Source organism: Aminipila butyrica, from assembly GCF_010669305.1.
GTDB lineage: Bacteria > Bacillota > Clostridia > Peptostreptococcales > Anaerovoracaceae > Aminipila > Aminipila butyrica.
On record NZ_CP048649.1, the window covers coordinates 991625 to 1013386 of the forward strand.

At 43.9% G+C, this 21762-nt stretch carries 16 protein-coding genes; 12 read left to right on the forward strand and 4 right to left on the reverse strand.

Features of this window, described 5'->3' with window-relative positions; all coding sequences use genetic code 11:
• Nucleotides 1-16 precede the first annotated feature (16 nt).
• The 4 genes from Ami103574_RS04950 (at nucleotide 17) to Ami103574_RS04965 (ending at nucleotide 6110) form a co-directional block, all read left to right on the forward strand.
• Nucleotides 17-1537: an FAD-dependent oxidoreductase gene (locus Ami103574_RS04950; RefSeq protein WP_163065572.1), complete on the forward strand. Its 1521-nt coding sequence runs from the start codon at nucleotides 17-19 to the stop codon at nucleotides 1535-1537.
• A 55-nt stretch (nucleotides 1538-1592) separates the two neighbouring features.
• Nucleotides 1593-2906 (forward strand): MFS transporter, encoded by a 1314-nt coding sequence (locus Ami103574_RS04955; protein WP_163065573.1) that lies wholly within the window; start codon nucleotides 1593-1595, stop codon nucleotides 2904-2906.
• A gap of 95 nt (nucleotides 2907-3001) precedes the next feature.
• The gene (locus Ami103574_RS04960; protein ID WP_163065574.1) at nucleotides 3002-4975 is read left to right on the forward strand and encodes an oxidoreductase; all 1974 of its coding nucleotides are present in this window, start codon (nucleotides 3002-3004) and stop codon (nucleotides 4973-4975) included.
• 31 nt (nucleotides 4976-5006) lie between these two features.
• Nucleotides 5007-6110 (forward strand): hypothetical protein, encoded by a 1104-nt coding sequence (locus Ami103574_RS04965; RefSeq protein ID WP_163065575.1) that lies wholly within the window; start codon nucleotides 5007-5009, stop codon nucleotides 6108-6110.
• Nucleotides 6111-6147: 37 nt separating this feature from the next.
• Here Ami103574_RS04965 and Ami103574_RS04970 read toward each other — a convergent pair whose 3' ends face one another.
• Complete coding sequence (locus Ami103574_RS04970) at nucleotides 6148-7035, reverse strand: enoyl-CoA hydratase/isomerase family protein (RefSeq protein ID WP_163065576.1); 888 nt, start codon at nucleotides 7033-7035, stop codon at nucleotides 6148-6150.
• Between the two features lie 225 nt (nucleotides 7036-7260).
• On the opposite strand from Ami103574_RS04970, the gene htpG reads away from it, so the two are divergent.
• A complete protein-coding gene (htpG, locus tag Ami103574_RS04975) occupies nucleotides 7261-9132 on the forward strand; it encodes a molecular chaperone HtpG (RefSeq protein ID WP_163065577.1) in 1872 nt (623 codons plus the stop codon).
• Between the two features lie 100 nt (nucleotides 9133-9232).
• On the opposite strand, the gene Ami103574_RS04980 is transcribed toward htpG, so the two are convergent.
• Complete coding sequence (locus tag Ami103574_RS04980) at nucleotides 9233-9994, reverse strand: SDR family NAD(P)-dependent oxidoreductase (RefSeq protein ID WP_163065578.1); 762 nt, start codon at nucleotides 9992-9994, stop codon at nucleotides 9233-9235.
• A 73-nt stretch (nucleotides 9995-10067) separates the two neighbouring features.
• Entirely contained in the window at nucleotides 10068-10955 is an 888-nt protein-coding gene (locus Ami103574_RS04985; RefSeq protein ID WP_163065579.1) for an enoyl-CoA hydratase/isomerase family protein, read from the reverse strand.
• 346 nt (nucleotides 10956-11301) lie between these two features.
• On the opposite strand from Ami103574_RS04985, the gene Ami103574_RS04990 reads away from it, so the two are divergent.
• The 5 genes from Ami103574_RS04990 to Ami103574_RS05010 all read left to right on the forward strand — a co-directional run bounded on the left by Ami103574_RS04990 (nucleotide 11302) and on the right by Ami103574_RS05010 (nucleotide 19018).
• Nucleotides 11302-11877: a restriction endonuclease subunit S gene (locus tag Ami103574_RS04990; RefSeq protein WP_163065580.1), complete on the forward strand. Its 576-nt coding sequence runs from the start codon at nucleotides 11302-11304 to the stop codon at nucleotides 11875-11877.
• Nucleotides 11874-15083, forward strand: coding sequence for a type I restriction endonuclease subunit R (locus Ami103574_RS04995; protein WP_163065581.1), 3210 nt, complete (start codon nucleotides 11874-11876; stop codon nucleotides 15081-15083). Before Ami103574_RS04990 ends, Ami103574_RS04995 begins: the two co-directional genes overlap by 4 nt.
• Before the next feature lie 68 nt (nucleotides 15084-15151).
• Nucleotides 15152-16156 (forward strand): RhuM family protein, encoded by a 1005-nt coding sequence (gene rhuM, locus Ami103574_RS05000; RefSeq protein WP_207710523.1) that lies wholly within the window; start codon nucleotides 15152-15154, stop codon nucleotides 16154-16156.
• A complete protein-coding gene (locus Ami103574_RS05005) occupies nucleotides 16153-17403 on the forward strand; it encodes a restriction endonuclease subunit S (protein WP_163065582.1) in 1251 nt (416 codons plus the stop codon). The genes rhuM and Ami103574_RS05005 overlap by 4 nt, the downstream gene beginning before the upstream one ends.
• 16 nt (nucleotides 17404-17419) lie before the next feature.
• Nucleotides 17420-19018: a type I restriction-modification system subunit M gene (locus Ami103574_RS05010; protein WP_163065583.1), complete on the forward strand. Its 1599-nt coding sequence runs from the start codon at nucleotides 17420-17422 to the stop codon at nucleotides 19016-19018.
• A gap of 92 nt (nucleotides 19019-19110) precedes the next feature.
• On the opposite strand, the gene Ami103574_RS05015 is transcribed toward Ami103574_RS05010, so the two are convergent.
• Nucleotides 19111-19548 carry a MerR family transcriptional regulator gene (locus Ami103574_RS05015; protein ID WP_163065584.1) on the reverse strand — a complete coding sequence of 146 codons (438 nt, stop codon included), beginning with the start codon at nucleotides 19546-19548 and terminating at the stop codon, nucleotides 19111-19113.
• 144 nt (nucleotides 19549-19692) lie between these two features.
• Here Ami103574_RS05015 and Ami103574_RS05020 point away from each other — a divergent pair, with 144 nt between their 5' ends.
• Both Ami103574_RS05020 and Ami103574_RS05025 read left to right on the forward strand, forming a co-directional pair.
• Nucleotides 19693-20865, forward strand: coding sequence for an iron-containing alcohol dehydrogenase (locus tag Ami103574_RS05020; protein ID WP_163065585.1), 1173 nt, complete (start codon nucleotides 19693-19695; stop codon nucleotides 20863-20865).
• 14 nt (nucleotides 20866-20879) lie between these two features.
• Nucleotides 20880-21602 carry a dihydrofolate reductase family protein gene (locus tag Ami103574_RS05025; protein WP_163065586.1) on the forward strand — a complete coding sequence of 241 codons (723 nt, stop codon included), beginning with the start codon at nucleotides 20880-20882 and terminating at the stop codon, nucleotides 21600-21602.
• Nucleotides 21603-21762 lie beyond the last annotated feature (160 nt).

Here is a 21762-nt window from a genome sequence, read left to right on the forward strand (position 1 = left end):
ATTTGAGGAGGCCAACATGAGTACAACAAAAATGGAAGCGGATGTTATTGTGATTGGGGGTGGGGCATCCGGTATAACCGCAGCAGTTGCGGCGGCGGAGAAGCAGGCCAGCGTTATTCTGCTGGAAAAGGGTTCTACTACCGGAGGTGCGGCAAACATGGGCATGGGGTTCTTTGCAGTTGAATCCAAGTATCAAAAAGCACAGATGGTCGATTTCAGCAAAGAGGACGCCTTTAATCTGCTGATGAATTACACCCATTGGCGCGTAGACGCTCGTCTGGTTAGGAAGTATATTGAGCAGACGGCGAGCACCATCGACTGGGCGGAAAGCATGGGGGTAGAATTTCTGGGGGCATATAAATACTTTGAAAAATCCACGCAGACCTGGCACGTGGTAAAAACCGCAGGAAGCAATGCTCCGGCTGAAAGAGCCGCCTCCAATTTGTATCGGGCCCTGACGGAAAGAGCGGAAGAACTGGGAGTGCAGATTTGCTACCAGACAAAGGCAACAAAGATACAGACAGAAAATGGTGCTGTAAGCGGGGTGGAATTTGTTGATGCAGCCGGCGTCAAATCTGTTGCAGAGTGCAATGCCGTCGTTGTTGCTACCGGTGGTTTTGGAGATAATCCGAAAATGATTCAAGACTATCTCGGTTTTGACTGGGGGAAAGACCTGCATTCTTTCCGGATTCCCGGCGTGGAAGGCGAGGGCCTGAACATGTTGTGGGAAGCAGGCGCAGCAAAGACTCAGCCTGTTATGGAGTTGACCTATACTACGCCTGGGGTTACTGACGTATTTAAAACATTGAGTGAAACCATGCGCCAGCCCAACCTGATGGTCAATCTGGACGGCTTGCGGTTCATCAATGAAGAGATTATGAATAACACCGTATATACAGGAAATGCAGTTGCCTTACAACGTCAACGCATGGCCTTCACCATTATTGATGACAGTATTCTCAATACATATAGAAAGACAGGGCTGGACTATATAACTGTCCACCACAACATTAAAAACATAGATAGCTGGGATAAGGAATTGAGCACTTATCTCAACGGTGAAGCGGCAGAAGCAAGCGGCTTGAGCATGCTCCACAATGAGGCCCAGAAGGCGCAGATCAATCTTTTTGCTGCTGATTCTTTGGAAGAATTGGCGGAGAAGATGGGCATAAACGGTGAAAACCTGAAAAAAACCATCGCAGAGTACAATGAAGCCTGCACGTCAGAAGACCTCTTCTTCTTTAAAAAACATAAATACCTCAAGCCATTGAAAGGCGGTAAGCTGTATGGGGCCAGACATTTTCCGGCCGGTTATGGAAGCTTAGGCGGAGTTAAAACCAACGATAAGCTGGAAGTGCTGAAAGCCGATGGAGTGAAAATTCCCGGATTGTATTCCTGTGGTACGGACGCCTGCAATATCTTCGGGGACAGCTACTGTTTCCTGATGCCTGGAAACACCATGGGCTTTGCCGTCAACAGCGGGAGAATGGCAGGGTATAATGCGGTAGATTATATGGATTCCGATGAATTCCAATAGTCTGTGAGATCGAGAACGTATCGCTTATTTTTTAATATGAAAGGAAATGAAAACAATGGCTGAAACAACAGAAAATCTACAGTATCCAAGGTTTCGATGGTTTGCCCTGTTTGCCATGGTCATCGTGACGGCATCCACCTCATCCATACTGATTGCTCCGGCCCCTTTAATTCCAACCATATTTGCGGCTCAAAACTGGGACCCCGGAGTTACTACAGCGGTAACGATGCTGACGTTTCAGATTTGCGTATGCATCTTTGCCTTTCTGGGGGGATTTCTTATTGATAAGCTGGGACCTGTAAAAATATGGATTATCAGTCTCGCCATTATTATTCTTGGCTGCATCCTGGTTCCGCTCATTGGTGGGACCATACATGGACTGCTGGTTTGCCGTATTCTGCATGGCATGGGCACCGGCCCAATCATGGCACAAATTATTGCCTTTTCGGCGCAGCGGTTTCCTTATGAAGAGCGGACTCTGGTAGCAGCATTTCAAGGGTTTTCGGTATCCACTGGGATTGCCATCGGTCTGGTTTTCTCGCCGCTGATGCTGAGAGCGGCAGGAGGTAACTGGCAGACGGCACTGATGTATGATGCGCTCATTCCTATTATCGCGATGATTTTTGCCTTCATCGTCTTTTTCGGACCTCAGCCTCCTGCACGGGAAGAAAAGCCAAATCTAAATAAGACTGGTGGCAAATCCAGTGATCTCACCAAGGCGTTGCTGGGAAGCACCTTCTGGATGCTGCTGATTATGATGTTTCTGGATTCCTGGTGCCAGCAGGCGTGGCTGAACATTGCCTCGCCGTTTTACGCCTCTCCCGTGCCGATGGGACTGGGACTTGATCCCTTGGATGCCGGAAGTAAGCTTGCCTTTGGCTCGTATGCAATGATGGCAGGAACCCTGTTGACACCATTCATTACTACGAAGATATTTAAGGGCAATTTTAAGGCGCTGATTACGGCTGGTCTGCTAATTTCTGCGGCGGGGATGCTCTATGTGAGACACCTGTCTGCTGACAGCGGGACCTGGTTAGTGTTGGTGCCGATTATTGTGATTTTCTTTTCCTCCTTTGTTAATCCTAATGTCGTCGGATTTATCGCAAGAAACTATCCCGACACAATCACCGGCAGACTGGGAGGGTTTATTAACGCCGCCGGACCTGGAGGCGCGGCCATCGGGGTAGCGATTGGTTCTTGGCTGCTCTCTAAATATGAGTCTTTTATGCCGAACATGACCGTTCTGACGGTGTTGTTCGTGGTAGCCGCCATGGCGATTTGGTTTGTAAAGCCCCCGAAAGGCTTTGAAGAACATCTGAACAGCATCGCGGAGCAGGAGAAAGAAAATCAAGAAAAAATAGCGAATTAGGCAGGAAGCGCTTATGAAGAATAAAACCGCAGTAAAGGACTGGTACTCTATACTGCGGTTTCTATTTTCAGATGAGATTGGAGGAGTGTGATTAAATGATGAACAGTAAATACCCAAATATGTTTTCACCCTTAAAGATAAAAAAAACAACATTTAAAAATAGAGTGCTGGCAGCTCCTGTCACAACAAACCGGGTCACGATGAACAACGGTACGCCGACACCGGAAGGTATTGATGTATTTGAGACTCGGGCAAGAGGGGGCTTTGCCCAGATCACCCTGACGGAAAGTTTTGTGGATTTCGAATTTGCCGCCAGGCACGATCATGGGATTAATCTGGTAGATCCGAATAGGACCGTTCACCATATGGAATCCGTGGCGATTCTCACAGAGGCCATTAAAGCCCATGGCGCGCTAGCATCCATTCAGTTTAACCATGTAGGAAACGTCAATCATCCCGATACCTGTATTAATCATCAAAATCCCATTGGACCTTCTGCTTTTTTGCGCCATGACGGAGTGCAGATTGACGAAATGAATGAGGCGATGATGAAGCGGGTTGCGGACAATTATGCCAACGCTTGCGGCAATGCGAAAGCCTTGGGGTTTGATATGGTGATGCTTCACGCAGGTCATGGCTGGCTGCTGTCTCAATTCCTATCGCCTCTTTCCAATTTCAGAACAGATCAGTACGGTGGGTCTTTGGAAAACAGAGCCAGATTTCCAATCATGGTGCTGGATCGAGTGCGAGAAGAGGTGGGGCCTGACTTTTTGATTGAGCTTCGCATTTCTGGAGATGAGCGCTTAGAGGGCGGGATGCATCTGCCGGAGACCATTGAATTCTGCAAGCTGATTGAGGATAGGGTGGACCTGATTCATGTGACCTCCGGCATTTATCACGCCCATGTGGAAACAAAGGCGTTCTCTTCTATGTTTGATGAACACGGTTGTAATCTGGATTTGGCGGAGGCAATTAAAAAAGCGGTTAAGATTCCGGTGGTAGCAGTAGGCGGCTTTAATTCGCCGGAGCAGATTGAGAAGGCAATCGCTGAGGGGAAATGTGATTTTGTTGCCGTAGGTCGTCAGCAGTTTGCAGACCCTGAATTTGTAAATAAAACCTTGGAAGGCCGAGAAGATGAAATTGCTCCTTGCTTGAGGTGTTCCTGTTTCAATCCCCTTCCACCAGACCCCAATGCGCGGGTGGTAGCTCTGCCGTGGCACTGTGCCGTAAATCCATGGTCAGGGAGAGAATTGCGATGGCGCCAGGCACCTCAACCCAAGAAATCCCGGAAGGTGTTCGTGGTGGGCGGAGGTGTTGGGGGACTCTATGCAGCCTTAACTGCCGCGGAACGGGGACATCAGGTCATCCTGGCGGAGAAAAAAGATCGGCTTGGTGGGATTCTATGGTTTACAGATACAGATTACCATAAGGAATCCCTGATGCGATATCGGGAATCCCTGATTGTTAGGGCTAAAAAAGCAGGTGTCCAGATTCTTCTCCGCACCAGAGTTACGTCGGAATTCCTCAAGGAGCAGAAACCAGATGTGGTAATCTGTGCGGTGGGAGGGGAACCATGGGTACCGCCGATCAAGGGCATTGAATTGGCCCTGCCGGCGCTTACCGTCTATTCCCAGCCAGAGCGGTTTGGAGAGCGGATTGTCATTGTGGGGGGAGGGCTTATCGGTTGTGAAACTGGATATTACCTTGCCGAAACCGGAAAGAAGATTCATATCCTTGAAATGAAGGGAGATGTAGCCGTTGATGCCAACGACAGCCACAGAAGGGCCCTCCTTCCCCGCATGAAGAAGCTGCTGGACTGGTCCTGCGGAGTTTCTGTCGTGGAAATAACAAAGCAGGGGGTGTCTTATCTGGATCGGGAGGGCAGGGGAGGCTTCATGGAAGCAGATCAGGTGATTTACGCTGCGGGAATGAAGCCTCTGAATCAGGAAGTAGAGTCCCTGCGGCAGTGCGATTGCCCCAAATTCCTGACAGTGGGAGATTGTGTTGTGCCAAGACAGATTAAGCAGGCGGTATACGAGGGTTTCTGTGCCGCCATGGATATAGTATAGAGGAATCAGATAAGCAACATGGAGGTGGAGTATGGATTACCGTCAAGGAATCGAAGCAAAGGTAGGCCTATTATTTCAAATTGCCGATCAGTATCTGTCGGCTCAGATTTCACTAGAACAGGCGAAAGATCTCATTCGTGTTGAAATGGGCCACATCCGTCCGGCACAATACGAGGGGATGAAAAAAGAACTGGCAAAGCGGTTGCAGGAGAGCGGCGGCCGCTCAAACCCGGGAAAATTGTTTGAACTATTTCAGAATTATCTTACTCCGCCATTTCAAAAGCTACCGAAGGGCCATCCGTTGAGGATTTATTTGGCGGAGAACGTCTGTGTCAGAGGGTATCTGGTGCAGATGGATGAGCTGGAAGAGGAGGGGGCCTCCCTAGAGGACTGGGTGGCACTTTACGAAACGTTAAGCCACTTTGCTGTGCACATTAAAAGACAGGAAAAGAATTTTTACGCCCTTTGTACCTCGTCAGAAATATATAGCCAGGCCCAGACAGCTGAGGACCTGGGGCGTGCGGTTCTCGAAGAACTGGAGAAAAACAGAGAACGATTGATAAATGAAAATATCTTTGATTTTCTATATTATCAGCGAACCCTGAGCCAGATGCTCATGCGCTATCTCGATCTGGAAGAGCGGGTGCTATACCCGGAAGTCCTCTTGCGCCTGACGGAGGAGGACTTTGCAGCGCTTAGGAGGCTAGACGATCAGGAGGGCTATGCTTATATTCCGCATCCGGAGGAATTTGTGCCGCAGGCACCAGAACCTGGGGCGGCATTGGAGGCTCGAGCTACAGCTGACGTTATTTTACGGTCGGTATTGGCAGCAAAAGAACTAAAAATAATTTTTTACAATTTATCTGGAAAAGCAGTTTTCAGCGAAGGTGGCTCTTTGGCAGCAAAGGAGAAGCAGCTTCCGAAAGCGGTCCGACAGGATTTGCTGAAAGATAGCTGTCGGCAGCAAAAGCATTGTATAAAGGAAGCGGAAGAAACCTTGCTGGTCACCTACAGTGCAGTAAGGGATGACAGGGGAACACGTTTGGGATTTTTGATGATAAAAGAAAGGCTCGAAGGTGTGAACAATGAAAAGGAGCAAGGGGATATTGATTCCAAAAAGCTATTGGGCGGCTGAGATATCTCAGCCGCCCAATAAATTACAAAACACACCTTTAGCGAATTTTCCCTACAAAAGACGGCTCTATCTTGTCTCTCATGCCCAGGTAGTCTATCATAGATAACAAGTCGGAATGCAGTTCATCGGCACAGAACATACCAAACATTTCCGTTCCGAAAGCACAGTCTAAATCATCTACAATCCGCTTCTTCCACGGGCGGCGAACCACTTGAGTTGCCAGACGTCTTGCGATGCGGTTTTGAGCCATCAGGATATCTGCAATCTCATAGGCCCGGTCCATCAGTTTTTCTCTCGGCACAATTTCCGATACCAGTCCGTACTGGAGCGCCTGCTGTGCCGTTATTTTATCTCCGGTCATTAGATACCAGACAGCTTGTCTTGTAGGCATTAGTTCCATAAAGCAGCTCTGGATGCCATCACCGGGAACATTATTGATGCCTGGAAGCATATGGGGATCAAGGATGGTGATATCGTCGGCAGCAATACAGAAGTCACACATGCAGGCCAATTCAGTATGACCGCCAGACCCGCTCAATACGCCCAGTGTGGGAACTTCCGTATCCTGAATCATGGTGATAATCATGCGGCGGCCGTCAACAAACATGTGATTGTATCTCGTTTCTCCGGCATGATCTCCTTCGGGGGCCCAGCTGGCTGCTTCGAAGTCGGATACCCAGATGTTTCCTGTACCGGTGAAGATAATCATTTCTGTGTCTCGGTCTGTCCCCAGCAGCCGCCACATCTTGCCGATAGCGTCATGCAGCTCCATGGACCAGATTAGCGGCCCCCCTTTGCAGTGCATTCTCACCGTTACAACGCCGTCTTCTCGTCTGTCCATGATGAAATGCTCTTGAAACATGTCTTTGATCTCTTCAAAGGTTGGCCATTTTACGTAATTTGTGTTGGTTACTCTATTTGTCATTTCTTTTCCTCCTAAAAACAGTACGATAACTTTATAACTTAATCATAAGGGATTTTCAGCAGACAGTGAAATTCATTCTGTGCATAATAAACGGCTAGATTCTGCATAAGTGAATGGGGCATTCTTTATTTCATCGCTGCTGGTTCTTTGATATAATAATTTCATGAATTAATACCATGTCGCTGTCAGATACAGCGTGTTAAAGTAAGAAAGGTGGATGGCAAATTGAGCGGACAAAGGGGATTTCTTTCAATCGAGAGTAAAAATATCTTTTCTATTTTGAAAAAATGGCTGTATACGGAGCAGGACATCGTTTTTCGTGAATTAATCTCAAATGCGTCCGATGCTATTGAGAAGCTTCTTACCGTACAAATGGCGGATAAGACTGCGGGGTGTTATCCCCAGGGAAAAATCACGGTAACGTTGGATGGGGAAGGGAATCGAATTATCATATCGGATAATGGCGTTGGCATGACGGCAGACGAGGTCAACCGATATATCAACCAGATTGCGTTTTCTGGTGCGGCGGACTTTATCAATCAGTACAGGGAAGAACAGCAAGACTCTATTATCGGCCATTTTGGCGTGGGCTTTTATTCGGCCTTTATGCTTGCAGACCATGTGGCGATTGAAACCAAGTCTTATCTGGAAGAGGCGGCGGCCGTGCGTTGGGATTGTAAATCGGACATGGCCTATGAGATGACAACCGGAGCTCGGACATCCCATGGAACTGATGTCATCCTTTATCTGAATAAAGATAATCCCTACATAGAGAAAGCGGACACCGTGCACGATATTATTCAAAAATACTTTCTGTTTTTGAAGACAGAGATTTACTTTGACGGACCGAATTTTGACCATGTGCTGGTGAACGATACCAATCCCCTTTGGAATCAGCCTGATTCTCAGACAACAACAGAATCGATGAATCAGTTTTACCGGGAATGTTATGATGATATCTCCAATCCGTTATTCTGGATTAAATTTGAAAGCGTTGATATTGGACTGCGAGGCATTCTCTTCTTTCGAGATACCAAAAATCAGACTGAAGAAATCGACGGCACCTTTAAGATCTACAACAGAGGTGTGTTCGTGGGGGAAAATATCAAAGAGTTGATACCTCGGTTTGTCAATCTGCAAAGCGGCATTATTGACTGCACCAACCTGCCGCTGGTCGTGTCCCGGTCTACCATCCGGGAGGAAGACCAAAAGGCCGATATGGCAAGCCTGATTTATGAATGTTTATCCCAAGAAGTAACTATCGGCATCAATCATTTGTTTGAAAAGAACCGGGCTGACTATGAACGGTTCTGGCCTCATCTCAATGCCTTTGTGAAGTACGGGATCTTACAGGATAAAATCTTTGCTTCGGTGATGACCCGCAAGGTCATTTTCAAGGATATCTATGGACAGTACAAGACAATACCGGAATATATGGCGGAAGGAGAGGCTTCTGCTGGGGGAACTGTTTACTATGCTTCCGATTCCGTCGAACAAGCCCATTATATTAAACTGTTCAAACGGTGCCGGCTGAATGCGCTGTTGTTTGATCACGTTATCGATCAGCCATTTCTGAGACGGCAGGAATTGATTCATTCCAATGTGAGGTTCGTCCGCATTGATTCCGATGGGGAAGCCTTGTTTCAGGGAGCTATCCACGATGGAGATCAAGGAAAGATTGAAAGACTGACCAGCAAAATACATCATGCTTTGGGCGAGCGCCTGGGTCAGATGGAACTGAAAATTACCAATCTGGAAGAACCCAGTATTACTACCCTGATTATCCATGATGAGAAATCCCGACGTATGGCGGATATGCTGGAGATCTACGGGATGATAAACCAGGCTGATACGTCCCTTAAAGAGATGCAGTCCAAAAGCACCTTTCTTGTAAATCTGAACAATGATATTATCCGTTATGTGCTGGAGGCCTCAGAGGCTCCGGATCCTCAAGGAGCTAATTGCAGCAAGCAGACGGACCTGATTCTCAATCAGCTGTTGGACTTGGCACTCCTGGGACAGGGAGCCTTGAATGTGGAAGATGTGGAAGGCTTTATTTTGCGAAGTGAGGACATTATCAACCAATGGATAAAATAAAAAAACGTGCTGTTATGACAATGCAAGTTTGTCGTAGCAGCACATTTTTTTTAGGAGATGTTATTGATTTTTGTTTTGGTGCCTTGTCTGTGGCGGCTGGTTAATATAAGGATGTACCGTGATCCACATAGAGAATTTGTCCGGTGATGGCTTTGGAAGCATCGCTTGCGAAAAAAAGGATAGCTTCTGCCTGATCTTCTGCCTGGGCCTCGGGCACCGTCAAGTCCAGATGTCTGGCGGTAACTCCCGCAAATTCCATGTCAAACCCTTGCATAGCTTCTGGTGTATTGAGGGCTGTCGGCGTTGGGCCTGGTGCCACAGCATTGCAGCGGATGGCCGTTGCAGCGAATTGGATGGCAATGTTCTTTGTCATGGCGTTTACCGCAGCTTTGGCGGCACTATAGGAGATGCCAGCCACCCCTTGACTGCCGATGGAAGAAACATTGACGATAGAGCCTTGACCGGCTTTTTCCATATGTGCTAACGCATATTTGCTCATATAGTAAACGGAATACTGGTCGATTTTGCAGACTTCATCATACCATTCTTCTGTACATTTTGTGATTGACATATGCTTATCAGCAATTCCCGCATTGTTGACCAGAATGTGAATCTGGCCATATTTTTTAATTGTTTCGTCAATCACTTTTTTACAGTCCGCCATTACTTTTAGATCCGCTTGGATTGCCATGATTTCTCCGCCCTGACGGGTGACTTCCTCTACGGTCTTTCTGTTCTCGGATTCCCTTCTGGAAACAATCACGACTTTTGCTCCTTCTTTGCAGAAAAGAGCTGCTGTTGCCCGGCCTATGCCGGAATTTCCTCCGGTCACGATGGCGACTTTGTTTTCTAATCTACCCATTGATTCACTCCTTCAATCTAATTTTATCAGTAAAAGGTCCTGTTTTGAAGAAGAAAACAGGACCGATAAGTAACTATCTGATTTTTCCAACCAGCGGCGGATCGATCTTGTCTTTCACGCCTAGGTAGTCCAACATGGACAGCAGCTCGGAATGCAACTCTTCTGCACAGAACATGCCGAACATTTCTGTTCCGAAAGCACAGTCCAGATCATCTACAATCCGCTTTTTCCACGGCCGTCTTACAACCTGAGTGGCCAGGCGTCTTGCAACCCGGTTCTGAGCCATCAGCAGATCCGCAATCTCATAGGCGCGATCCATCAGCTTTTCTCTCGGTACAATTTCAGATACCATGCCATATTGAAGCAGCTGCTGTGCAGTCATTTTATCCCCAGTCATCAGGTACCAAACGGCCTGTCTTGTAGGCATTAACTCCATGAAGCAGCTCTGAATGCCATCTCCCGGAACATTGTTTGTTCCCGGCAGCATATGAGGGTCCAGCACGGTGATATCATCTGCGGCGATACAGAAATCGCACATGCAAGCCAGTTCAATGTGACCGCCGGAACCGCTCAGTACGCCCAGTGTCGGCACTTCGGTATCCTGAATCATAGTGATAATCATGCGGCGTCCGTCTACAAACATATGGTTGTATCTTGTTTCACCGGCATTGTCACCTTCGGGAGCCCAACTGGCTGCTTCAAAGTCTGTTACCCAGATGTTACCCGTACCGGTGAAAATAATCATTTCTGTTTCCCGGTCAGTTCCCAGCAGCCGCCACATTTTGCCGATGGCATCATGTAATTCCATGGACCAAATCAACGGGCCGCCTTTACAGTGCATACGAACTGTTACGACTCCGTCTTCCCGTCTGTCCATGATGAAGTGTTCCTTGAACATCTCCTTAATTTCTTCAAAATCAGGCCACTTTACATAACTCGTATTTGTTACTCTATTTGCCATTTGTTTTCCTCCTTGAGAATGTCGTCCGTTCCCTCGCGCTGAAAAAGGACGCACTCAAAATTTGCATTTATTCTGAATCGGTTCAGATCATTAACCTTACCTATTAATAATAAGGGATATTTCCCGCGGCGTGAAATTCATAATATGCATAGGTTATATGCAGAACATGCAACAGCGCTGGAGGAGGAGAAAAGTGCTTTAGGTTGCCGCTTCTAATCACCAAGCAATCGTCGCTTGAAGTCTACGGGAAATGTAATTTAAAAAATTAACATTAGCTTGACTTTTGAGACAAATTTGATAAAATATAGATGAAGATAAATCGTAATTTCAGAAAGGCACGGTTTCTATGAGACGATTAGGCGATGTGGTTGAGTTCATAAGTGGTTCGCCACAATTTAGGATTAAAGAAGTGTTAGATAAGAAAGCACCACGTTACACTTATTATGGGCAATCTGATATGGAAGAGGATTTAGCTGGTATTGATTTTAATAGTAATGACAAGAAACAAGTGAGAACCTTTGACAAGGTGAATACACTATGCCAAGGGAATGTTGTTTTTAGTTTAATATCAGGGAAATCGGCTATAGTTGGCATAAATCATCAAGGGTATCTATACACGCAGAACTACGTTAACCTAGTCACGGATGAGAAAATGGATTCAAAATATCTTGTTTACTTGCTTAATGAAGATTCATTCATAAAGAAGCAGTTGCAAGTCGGATTGCAAGGCTCTCAAGTTTTAAAATACACACTGAAACAAGTGAAAGAACTTGAATTATCAGATTTGCCAGCAATAGAAAAACAACGATGCATGGGGGAGCTTTATTTCAACCAGTTGCGTTTGAAGGGATTAAGAAACAGGTCTGCAAGCTTGGAAACGATTATTATACTAGAGAAGCTTAGGAGGGTAAGCCACCAATGAACGAAAGACAATTTGAAACAGAATTAATTCAGTACATTACCAGTGGCACTATTACACAGCCAGAAGACCTTGAACGAGTCCACAATACTGTTTCCAAGGACTCAGACGGTGATTATATTGTGAAATCGAAACTGTGGAAATATGAACCACAGATTAAAACTACAGGGCAGCTTTGGAATAATTTTAAGGAAATTTTGGAGCAGCACAATTTAAATATACTACATCATCCGTTAAGTGTAATGGAATTCAATCAAGTGAAAAAAATTATTTCGGGCATTCAAACGCCCTATGAAGCAGGCCAGTTCTTGTATGGGCTAAATGGTGTGTCGCAAATTGAGATTGATTTAGATGACGGACGCCATGTATTCCTTACTGTTTTTGACCAAAAACAAATAGGAGCGGGAAATACCATCTACCAGGTGGTCAATCAAATTAAACGTCCGGCAGTTGTTACGGGGAAAAAAGAACGTTATTTTGACACGACTCTGTTGATTAACGGTCTGCCAATTATACAAATTGAAGAAAAGCGGGATACCCGGAACATTGATGAAGCCCTCAACCAGATGAAGCAATATGCGGATGAAAATCAGTATCGTGATATTTTCTCAACTTTGCAGATTTTGGTGGGTATCACGCCAAACAATGTGAAATATATGGCAAATATGACGGCAGATAAATTTAATAAAGACTTTGCTTTTAACTGGCAGCGGAAGAGTGATAATACTATTGTGCGCAGCTGGAAGGAGTTTGCAGATTCCATGCTGTCGATTCCCATGGCTCATCAAATGGCTACCAACTACATGATTCTGGATGGCACAAAAAACCAGCAGATGTTGAAGGTGATGCGCCCATATCAAGTCTATGCAACACAACATGTTATGGAACAATTAAAAAGTGCTGATTTTGAGCTGGGTATGAATCGGATTGGTTATATCTGGCATACAACTGGGTCCGGCAAAACCATTACAAGTTTTAAAACGGCATGGCTTGCAAGCCGCATGCCTAGGGTGGATAAGGTTATTTTTGTGGTGGATCGGATTGCTTTAACTAAGCAAACCAATGAAAATTATAAAGCCTATGATCCCGATGCTACGGAAGATACTTTTGGCAGTGTTCAAGATACATACAATACGACAGACTTGAGCCGTAAGCTTAAAAGTAAAGATAATAGTATCATTGTGACTTCTGTTCAAAAACTGGATACGTTGGTGAAACGCAAAAGCTTTAATGCGCCAGACAAGAATATGGTGTTTATTGTAGATGAAGCCCACCGTTCAACTGGAGGGGATTCCTTCCAAAATATCCAGAAGGCTTTTCAGAAGTCTGCATGGGTCGGCTATACGGGGACACCGATGTTTGATGAAACAACCACTGGACTGAGAACAGAAGACGTTTTTGGACCCCTGTTGCATGCTTATACTATTCGGGAAGCCATTGCTGACCGCAATGTTCTGGGATTTAAGGTGGATTTCGAAACAACTATTGACGAAAAACAAATGAAGGAGACGTATCTGCCTGCGTTCTATCGTGAATGCCATCCTAAATGGACCGACGAACAAATTCAAGAAAAAATTAACAAGCTTTCTCCAGAAGATATGGATGATGCAATTGAACCCAGTTTCTACGATGAGAATCTGGACCATATTAAACTAGTAGTTGAAGACATTTTCAAGAATTGGCGGAATCGTTCCAATGAAGGCAGGTATAATGCGCTGTTCACCACCCACGTAGGTGGTGGTAAAGCCAGCACCCCCATGGCAATAATGTATTTTAAAGAGTTTCAGCGTGTTAACGAAGAAAACAAGAAGAAAGGTGGGCAGACTTTAAAAGTAGCCGTTACATTCAGCGAAAATACATCGAATAATGATAGCATGCTCACCACCAATAAAGGCTTACATGATGCCATTAAGGTCTATAACGCTGAATTTGGGACTTCTTTTGGAATGGATGATGTTTCAGGCTATACCCAAGACGTAACCGCTCGATTAAATAAATCAGCCACAGATGGTCATTTCCTTGATTTGGTGATTGTGGTAGATCAGTTATTAACGGGATTTGATGCCCCTGAGTTGAATACCCTTTATGTAGATAGAACTTTGAAAGGTGCGGGACTAATACAAGCTTATTCGAGAACCAACCGCATTGCGGACATGCAGGAGAAGCCTTGGGGCCGGGTGGTTAATTACCGATGGCCTGCGCAGAATGAAAAGCGGATGAACAAGGCCCTGGCTGTTTATGCAAATAAAGATTCGGCTAGCTTATCGGTAGAAGAACAACAAAAATCCAACCAAAAAGACGGTATCATTGCGAAACCTTTTGAAGAGGTGTTTTATGAAGTAAAACAAGTGGTTGAAAATTTGAGCAGCCTTACAATGGACTTTCAACAGCTGCCACCATCTGAAAAACAAAAAGAATTTATGCTGGATTTACTACGTGAATATAACAGAGGAATGGCCAAATTAAAGCAATATGATCCGGAGGAGGTTGATGGAGAGAAAGTTGGCTTTAACTATGACAATCCAGATGAGCTAATAGAAGCGTTAGGAATGAATCCAGATCAAGAAGTGATGTTGACAACGGTTTTAACCAATGAGCTGAAGTCTCATATTGCTAAAGAGAAAAAAATCCCTTTTTATCAAATTGAGCTGCGGATGACTCATGTAAAGGATGTTAAAATTGACTATGACTATCTGACAGAGCTGGTGGAAAACTTATTGAATCAAGTTCACGAAGGCAGAAAGGCAGAAGCGAAAGAGACCCAAGAGAAAATCAATCAATTTGCTAATGGGTTGGAGGACCGTAGCTATGCAACTAAAATTATCAATGCAGCAGGTGCGATTGTTAAAGGGTACTTCCCACCTGTAGGCTCCAACTTTAAGTATCCGGCGAAGCTGAGTGACAGTGAACAAATCATTCAGCAAGCAAACCTTGTTAGTCTGGATCGAATGTTTCTGGACTTTCGAGTAAAATGGGGGATTACGGATATTATTACAAGTGCTCAAATGCGAGAGCTGTTTAGTCGCCATCGCTATAGTGCCCAAGATTTAGATGATACGGGCCAAATCCGGGATATCATTGCGCAAGCAAGTTTAGACTATATGACCCTAGCTCATGATGAAGAGGTACAGGCCTTGTCTAAAATTAAATATCGGAATGGCTTGCGTGAAGCAATTTACGAGCTAGCTGATGAACTGGTGGAAAATTAGACGGGTAAAAAAAGATGAACCACTCAACTTATAAAGAAAAAATCCTTTTGAAAGGCCATGAGGAGGATATGGTGAACGAAATACAATTTTTAATGTATGATGCTGATGAAAGAGTAGAAGTTCTTGTTCAAGATGAGACGATTTGGGCAACTCAAAAAACCATTGCACAGCTTTTCGATGTTGGTGTGCCGGCGATTAGCAAGCATTTGAAAAATATCTTCCAGTCCGAAGAATTGGATGAAGCAGTGGTTGTTTCCATTTTGGAAAATACCACTCAACACGGTGCAATAGAAGGAAAAACACAGACGAACTCTGTTAAATATTACAACTTAGATGCGATTATCTCCATTGGCTATCGAGTAAATTCTCAAAAAGCGACGAAGTTTCGCATATGGGCAACGGATATCTTAAAAGAGTACATCCAAAAAGGTTTTAAGATTGACGTTGCGCGCATGAAACAAGGGGAGTTTGTTTTTGGCAAGGACTACTTTCGTGAGTTGCTTGAAACCGTTCGTTCCATTCGAGCAAGTGAACGGCGTATCTGGCAGCAAATAACCGATGTTTTTGCAGAAATTTCATACGATTATGATCGAAATTCAGATGTTACCGAGAAATTTTATGCTACCGTACAAAATAAGTTTCACTATGCCATTACAGGCAAAACTGCGGCTGAAATTGTTTATGATAGTGCGGATAAAGACAAAGAGCATATGGGGCTGACCTCGTGGAAGAACTCTCCCGATGGAAGAATCTTGCAGTCCGATGTTGTGGTGGCAAAAAATTATCTCGCTGAAAAAGAAATTCGAAGTCTGGAACGTAACGTGTCCGCCTACTTTGATTACGTAGAGCGCTTGCTGGAAGATGAAATTTTATTGGGTATGCAAGACTTTGCTACAAGTATTGATGAATTTTTAAAATTTAACCGATATGAAATATTGGAGGGCCATGGACGTATTTCCAGCAATGTAGCTAAGACAAAAGCTATTGGTGAATATAAGGAATTCAACAAGCATCAGAAAATTATTTCCGATTTTGATAAAGAAATGAAGAAGGTCCAAGGAGAGCATAAATGAGCGATAAAAAAGAAAATGTACCTAAGATAAGATTCCCTGGGTTTACACAAGAGTGGGAGCGACGGAAGCTGGGGGAAGTGGGTGATACATTCAGTGGATTGTCAGGTAAAACAAAAGAAGAGTTTGGACATGGTGATGCTAAATTTGTCACTTATGTTAATGTTTTTGGTAATACAATCTCTGATTCAAACGGCTTAGAAAGCATCGGAGTTGATAATAAGCAAAAACAGGTTGAGTATGGTGATGTGTTCTTTACAATATCATCTGAAACTCCTAAAGAAGTTGGCATGTCGTCTGTGTGGCTTGAAAACACTAGGGATGTGTACCTGAATAGTTTCTGCTTGGGCTACAGACCTACGGTAGAATTTGATCCATATTATTTGGCATTCATGTTACGCTCACCAGCAATTCGGGAGAAATTCATATTCTTGGCTCAAGGTATCTCAAGATATAATATATCTAAGAAAAAGGTTATGGAGATAAAGGTTCCGGTTCCTGAACTTAGTGAACAAAATAAAATTGGTATATTCTTTAAAGACATTGACTCCCTTATCGCTCTCCAACAGCGTAAGTTAAATAACGTACAAAAATTAAAAGCTGGGCTGCTTCAAAAAATGTTTCCCAAAGAAGACGAAGATTTTCCGGAAGTTCGCTTCCCAGGATTTACTGACGCTTGGAAAAATCAAAAGTTGGGAGATGTATATGAAAAAATTAGAAATGCATTTGTGGGAACAGCTACTCCATATTATGTAAAAGAAGGACATTTTTATTTAGAATCTAATAACATTAAAGATGGACGAATCAACAGAGATTCAGAGGTTTTTGTAAATAATGATTTCTATGAAAGGCAAAGGGATAATTGGTTGCATACAAATGATTTGGTAATGGTGCAATCCGGTCATGTAGGTCATGCGGCTGTAATTCCTGAAAATCTTGATAATACTGCGGCTCATGCACTCATTATAATTGCTAATCCAAGAGAAAAAAATAACCCGCATTTTACTAATTATCAATTCCAGACTAAAAAAGCAAAGCGTAATATTGATAGTATAACAACGGGAAATACGATCAAACACATTCTGGCGTCTGAAATGAAAAAATTTGAAATTTTTATTTGCGGGTATGAAGAACAAAGTCAAATTGGAAATCTTTTTAATACCATCGACCAGCTCATCACCCTCCACCAGCGTAAGCTGGAACACTTGCAAGAACAGAAGAAAGCATTACTGCAACAAATGTTTGTCTAGAGAGGAAAAGAACAACATGAGTAATAACTTACAGAACATTACAACAAAGCTGTGGGCCATGGCTAATGAGCTTCGTGGAAACATGGATGCCGCAGAATACAAGAATTATATTTTAGCCTTCATGTTTTATCGCTATCTGTCTGAGCACCAAGAACGCTATTTAGTTGAAAACAATGTTATTGATGTGACCAGCGGCGAATCCATCAATAAAGCTTATTTAGAACAAGCCAATGGGGATGATTTGAATGATTACCTAGAAGATATTTCTTCAAGTTTAGGCTATGCCATTGCCCCCCTTGACACCTGGGAATCGCTAATTCAAAAGATCGATAACAGCATGGTAATTCCCAGTGATTATCAGACGATTTTTGAAAACTTCAATAAGAACGCTGAATTAAATAAAGAAGCGGTGAAAGATTTTCGTGGAGTATTTAATGACATTAACCTGGGAGACTCTCGTCTTGGTTCTTCTACAAATGAACGGGCAAAATCCCTTAACCGGATTGTAAAACTTGTTGAAGGCATTGATTACAAAGGGGAAGACGGCAAAGATATTCTCGGGGCAATCTATGAATATTTAATCAGTCAATTTGCAGCCAGTGCAGGCAAAAAAGGCGGAGAGTTTTACACCCCTCATGAAGTTTCTAAAATTTTAGCTAAAGTTGTAACAGATGGGGTAGAAGAATCGGATAATACTTTTTCGGTGTATGACCCGACTTGCGGATCTGGATCGTTGCTGCTAACCGTTCAAGGCGAGCTGCCTGGGGGAGATAAACCTGGGGCCATTAAGTTCTTTGGGCAAGAAAAGAACACCACAACATACAATTTAGCCCGTATGAACCTGATGATGCACGGGGTTTCCTTTAACAACATGTCTCTGTCTAATGCAGATACTCTTGAAAGAGATTGGCCTGATGGACCAGATGCAAAAGGACTGGATCATCCCCGCTCTTTTGATGCCGTAGTTGCCAATCCACCCTATTCGGCTCATTGGGACAATAGCGAGACGAAACTAAAAGACCCTCGCTTTAGCGAATATGGTAAACTTGCTCCGAAAACAAAGGCAGATTATGCCTTCATTTTACACAGTTTGTACCATCTAAATAGCACTGGAACCATGGCTATCGTGCTGCCGCACGGTGTCTTATTCAGGGGTGCAGCAGAAGGAACGATTCGTCAAACCATCATTGAGAAAAACTATCTTGATACGGTGATCGGCTTACCTGCTAACTTGTTTTACGGTGTAAGCATTCCAACTACAATTTTAGTATTCAAGAAAAATCGTAAAACAAAAGATATTTTGTTTATCGATGCAAGCAACGAATTTGAAAAAGGTAAGAATCAAAATAAACTTACGGATAAAAATATCAATAAGATTATTGAAACGTACCGAAACCGTGTGGATGTGGATAAATATGCGCATGTGGCATCATTAGAAGAAATCAAAGAAAACGAGTTTAACTTGAACATTCCCCGTTATGTGGATACGTTTGAGGAAGAACAAATCATTGATCTTGATGAAGTCAATAAGTTGCTAGAGCAAGACAAGCGAGAAATAGCTGAGTTAGAAGCCAAGATTAATGAACAGTTGAAAATTTTAGGTATACATGTGTAAAAAGAGATGAATACGGGTCAAGAATATTTTTTCTTGGCCCGTTTTTGCTTTTGTCTTTCGTCGGTAATAGGAGTGCTTTGCTATAATTTACCTCACTTTTTCCCACTGACCTCATGAAATTCTTCAGGAATATCTTCCAATGTCATCGTTTGATGAACGGAGCAAGTCCCGGCTATTTGAGCTGTTTCATAGTACCACTGTTTATAATTAAGCATCGCAAGGGTTTGCTGCATTTGTTCAATCTGCAAAAGTACGGATTCACGTTGTTCTTTAATTAAGGTTAACCGCTGGGCGATGGTAGTATCGCCCTCCATGCACCAATCAATAAATACTTTAATATCTTTAATGGACATGCCTGTTTTTTTCAAGCATTCAATGACGGAAAGAAAGGCAAAATCTTCTTCTTTAAACATCCTGATTCCGCCCTCGGAACGCTCAAGAAAAGGCAATAGGCCCTCTTTATCATAATATCGAAGGGTGGACGGGGCGATATGTAATCTCTTCGCCATTTCTCCTACTGTATATACCATATGAAATCTCCTTGCTCAATTTATAAATTTATTAAAAAAGGCATTGACTTAAAGTTAACTTTAAGTTGTATAGTTTAAGAAAACTTTTACTTTAAAGTATATCAATTCATGTAAATTAGGTCAATTGAATGTAGGAGGAGAAGCATGAGCTTTCAAATGTATGTACCCACAAGAATTCTATTCGGGAAAGGTCAGTTAGGCCATTTGCATAGCCAGCAAATGCCGGGTAAAAAAGCCTTAATTATTATTTCTAATGGAAAATCTACAAAGGAAAATGGATACCTGTCTGAAACAGAGAAGCAGCTGCATCTAGCGGGGATAGAAACGGTTGTATTTGATGAGATTATGGCAAATCCCTTAAAGACGACTGTTATGGAGGGGAGTGTTTGCGCCCGTAAGAACAATTGTGATTTTATCGTTGCACTGGGCGGCGGTAGTGTTATGGATGCGTCTAAAGCCATTGCTGCGATGGCAACAAATGACGGGGATTTATGGGATTATGTTTCCGGAGGGACGGGTAAAGGAAAAACCTTGTCCAGTGAACCTCTGCCGATCATAGCCATTACAACCACCGCTGGGACAGGCAGCGAGGTGGATCAGTACGGTGTTATTTCCAATCAAGAAACCAACGAGAAGATTGGTTTTGGCGGGTACGATTCCCTTTTCCCGACAATGGCGATTGTCGATGCAGAATTGATGAAATCGGTGCCGACTAAGTTCACGGCTTATCAAGGGTTTGATGCTTTGTTTCATAGTGTTGAATGCTATATTTCAGCAGCGGCGAACTTGATGAGTGATATGTACGCGCTGACTGCCATTGAAAATGTGGGTAAATATCTGGTTCGTGCTGTCAAAGATGGCAATGATTTAGAGGCTAGAGAGCATATGGCCTTTGCGAATACCCTGTCGGGGGTCGTAATGACAATTAGCGCCTGTACCAGTGAACATTCCATGGAACACGCCATGAGTGCTTATCATCACCAGCTGCCTCATGGTGCCGGGCTGATTATGATTTCCCAGGCCTACTTTACCTATTTCATCGAAAACCACGCCTGTGACGACCGATTTGTGCGAATGGCACAGGCTTTGGGAATGGAAGGCGCAAACGCACCGATGGATTTCATTCGCGCATTGGTGAAGCTGCAAGAGGACTGCGGCGTTTCGGATTTAAAAATGTCCGATTATGGTATTCAGCCTAATGAATTTATGACCATGGCACAGAATGCACGCGCTACCATGGGCGGACTATTCCAATGTGACCCTATGCCGCTTTCGGATGAAGATTGTGCAGCAATATTTAAAAAATCTTATCGATAAGGAGTAAAAGAAAAATGGATAGACCTTATATTTTTTGTCATATGATGACCTCCATTGACGGCAAGATTATGGGCTCTTATATGGGGACTCAAGAGGGTGAGGCAGCGGGAGAGGTATTTTACAATATTGCATTTGGTAAAAATCCCTATTACCAACATCAGGGGTGGTTGTCCGGCCGCATAACGACGGATGACAATTTTACACGGTATAAAGAACCTATGCTGGACCAGAAGGCACTCTCCGTACCAGAAGGGGATTTTATCGCTGAAGCTAATGCTTCTATGTATTATGTTTCAGTAGATCCTGCTGGCAGGCTGGGTTGGGAGAGCAATACCTTAACTTATGTGGATACGACTGCCCATGTGATTGAAGTGCTTACAGGCAAGGCTAGCAACGCCTATAAAGCATTTCTCCGTAAATTGGGGATTTCCTATATCCTAGCTGGGGATGAATCCTTGGACTATGGACTTGCTTTGCAAAAGGTAAAGGCACTGTTTGGTGTAAAAACACTGATGTTAGGCGGGGGCGGTGTTCTCAATTGGTCTTTTATACAAGCAGGCATGTGCGATGAACTCAGTGTCGTCATCGCTCCGGCAGCAGATGGCTCGTCGGATACCCCTGCGCTATTTGAAACACGAGGGGGCTTCGCAGCTGATAAACCAGTTGGATTTACCCTGAAAGGTGCAGAAGCTAAAGAAGACGGCAGCGTTTGGCTTCGTTATACCGTAAATCATTGAAAGGAGAATACTAACCGAAGTGTACCGGATTTCTATTAATATTCTTCCAATAGCTACATGTCAGAAGGCGGCCAAATAAATATGGCCGCCTTAATTGGTCGTTGCGTGATAGCATATGCTAACCTTGACACAAATTGTGTGTCTATGGTATAATCTGTTA

Bases quoted from the DNA above. Each gene is read 5' to 3' on its own strand.
- Ami103574_RS04950 (WP_163065572.1), top strand. From the start codon at position 17: ATGAGTACAACAAAAATGGAAGCGGATGTTATTGTGATTGGGGGTGGG.
- Ami103574_RS04955 (WP_163065573.1), top strand. From the start codon at position 1,593: ATGGCTGAAACAACAGAAAATCTACAGTATCCAAGGTTTCGATGGTTT.
- Ami103574_RS04960 (WP_163065574.1), top strand. From the start codon at position 3,002: ATGATGAACAGTAAATACCCAAATATGTTTTCACCCTTAAAGATAAAA.
- Ami103574_RS04965 (WP_163065575.1), top strand. From the start codon at position 5,007: ATGGATTACCGTCAAGGAATCGAAGCAAAGGTAGGCCTATTATTTCAA.
- Ami103574_RS04970 (WP_163065576.1), bottom strand. From the start codon at position 7,035: ATGACAAATAGAGTAACCAACACAAATTACGTAAAATGGCCAACCTTT.
- Ami103574_RS04980 (WP_163065578.1), bottom strand. From the start codon at position 9,994: ATGGGTAGATTAGAAAACAAAGTCGCCATCGTGACCGGAGGAAATTCC.
- Ami103574_RS04985 (WP_163065579.1), bottom strand. From the start codon at position 10,955: ATGGCAAATAGAGTAACAAATACGAGTTATGTAAAGTGGCCTGATTTT.
- Ami103574_RS04990 (WP_163065580.1), top strand. From the start codon at position 11,302: ATGAGACGATTAGGCGATGTGGTTGAGTTCATAAGTGGTTCGCCACAA.
- Ami103574_RS04995 (WP_163065581.1), top strand. From the start codon at position 11,874: ATGAACGAAAGACAATTTGAAACAGAATTAATTCAGTACATTACCAGT.
- rhuM (WP_207710523.1), top strand. From the start codon at position 15,152: ATGGTGAACGAAATACAATTTTTAATGTATGATGCTGATGAAAGAGTA.
- Ami103574_RS05005 (WP_163065582.1), top strand. From the start codon at position 16,153: ATGAGCGATAAAAAAGAAAATGTACCTAAGATAAGATTCCCTGGGTTT.
- Ami103574_RS05010 (WP_163065583.1), top strand. From the start codon at position 17,420: ATGAGTAATAACTTACAGAACATTACAACAAAGCTGTGGGCCATGGCT.
- Ami103574_RS05015 (WP_163065584.1), bottom strand. From the start codon at position 19,548: ATGGTATATACAGTAGGAGAAATGGCGAAGAGATTACATATCGCCCCG.
- Ami103574_RS05020 (WP_163065585.1), top strand. From the start codon at position 19,693: ATGAGCTTTCAAATGTATGTACCCACAAGAATTCTATTCGGGAAAGGT.
- Ami103574_RS05025 (WP_163065586.1), top strand. From the start codon at position 20,880: ATGGATAGACCTTATATTTTTTGTCATATGATGACCTCCATTGACGGC.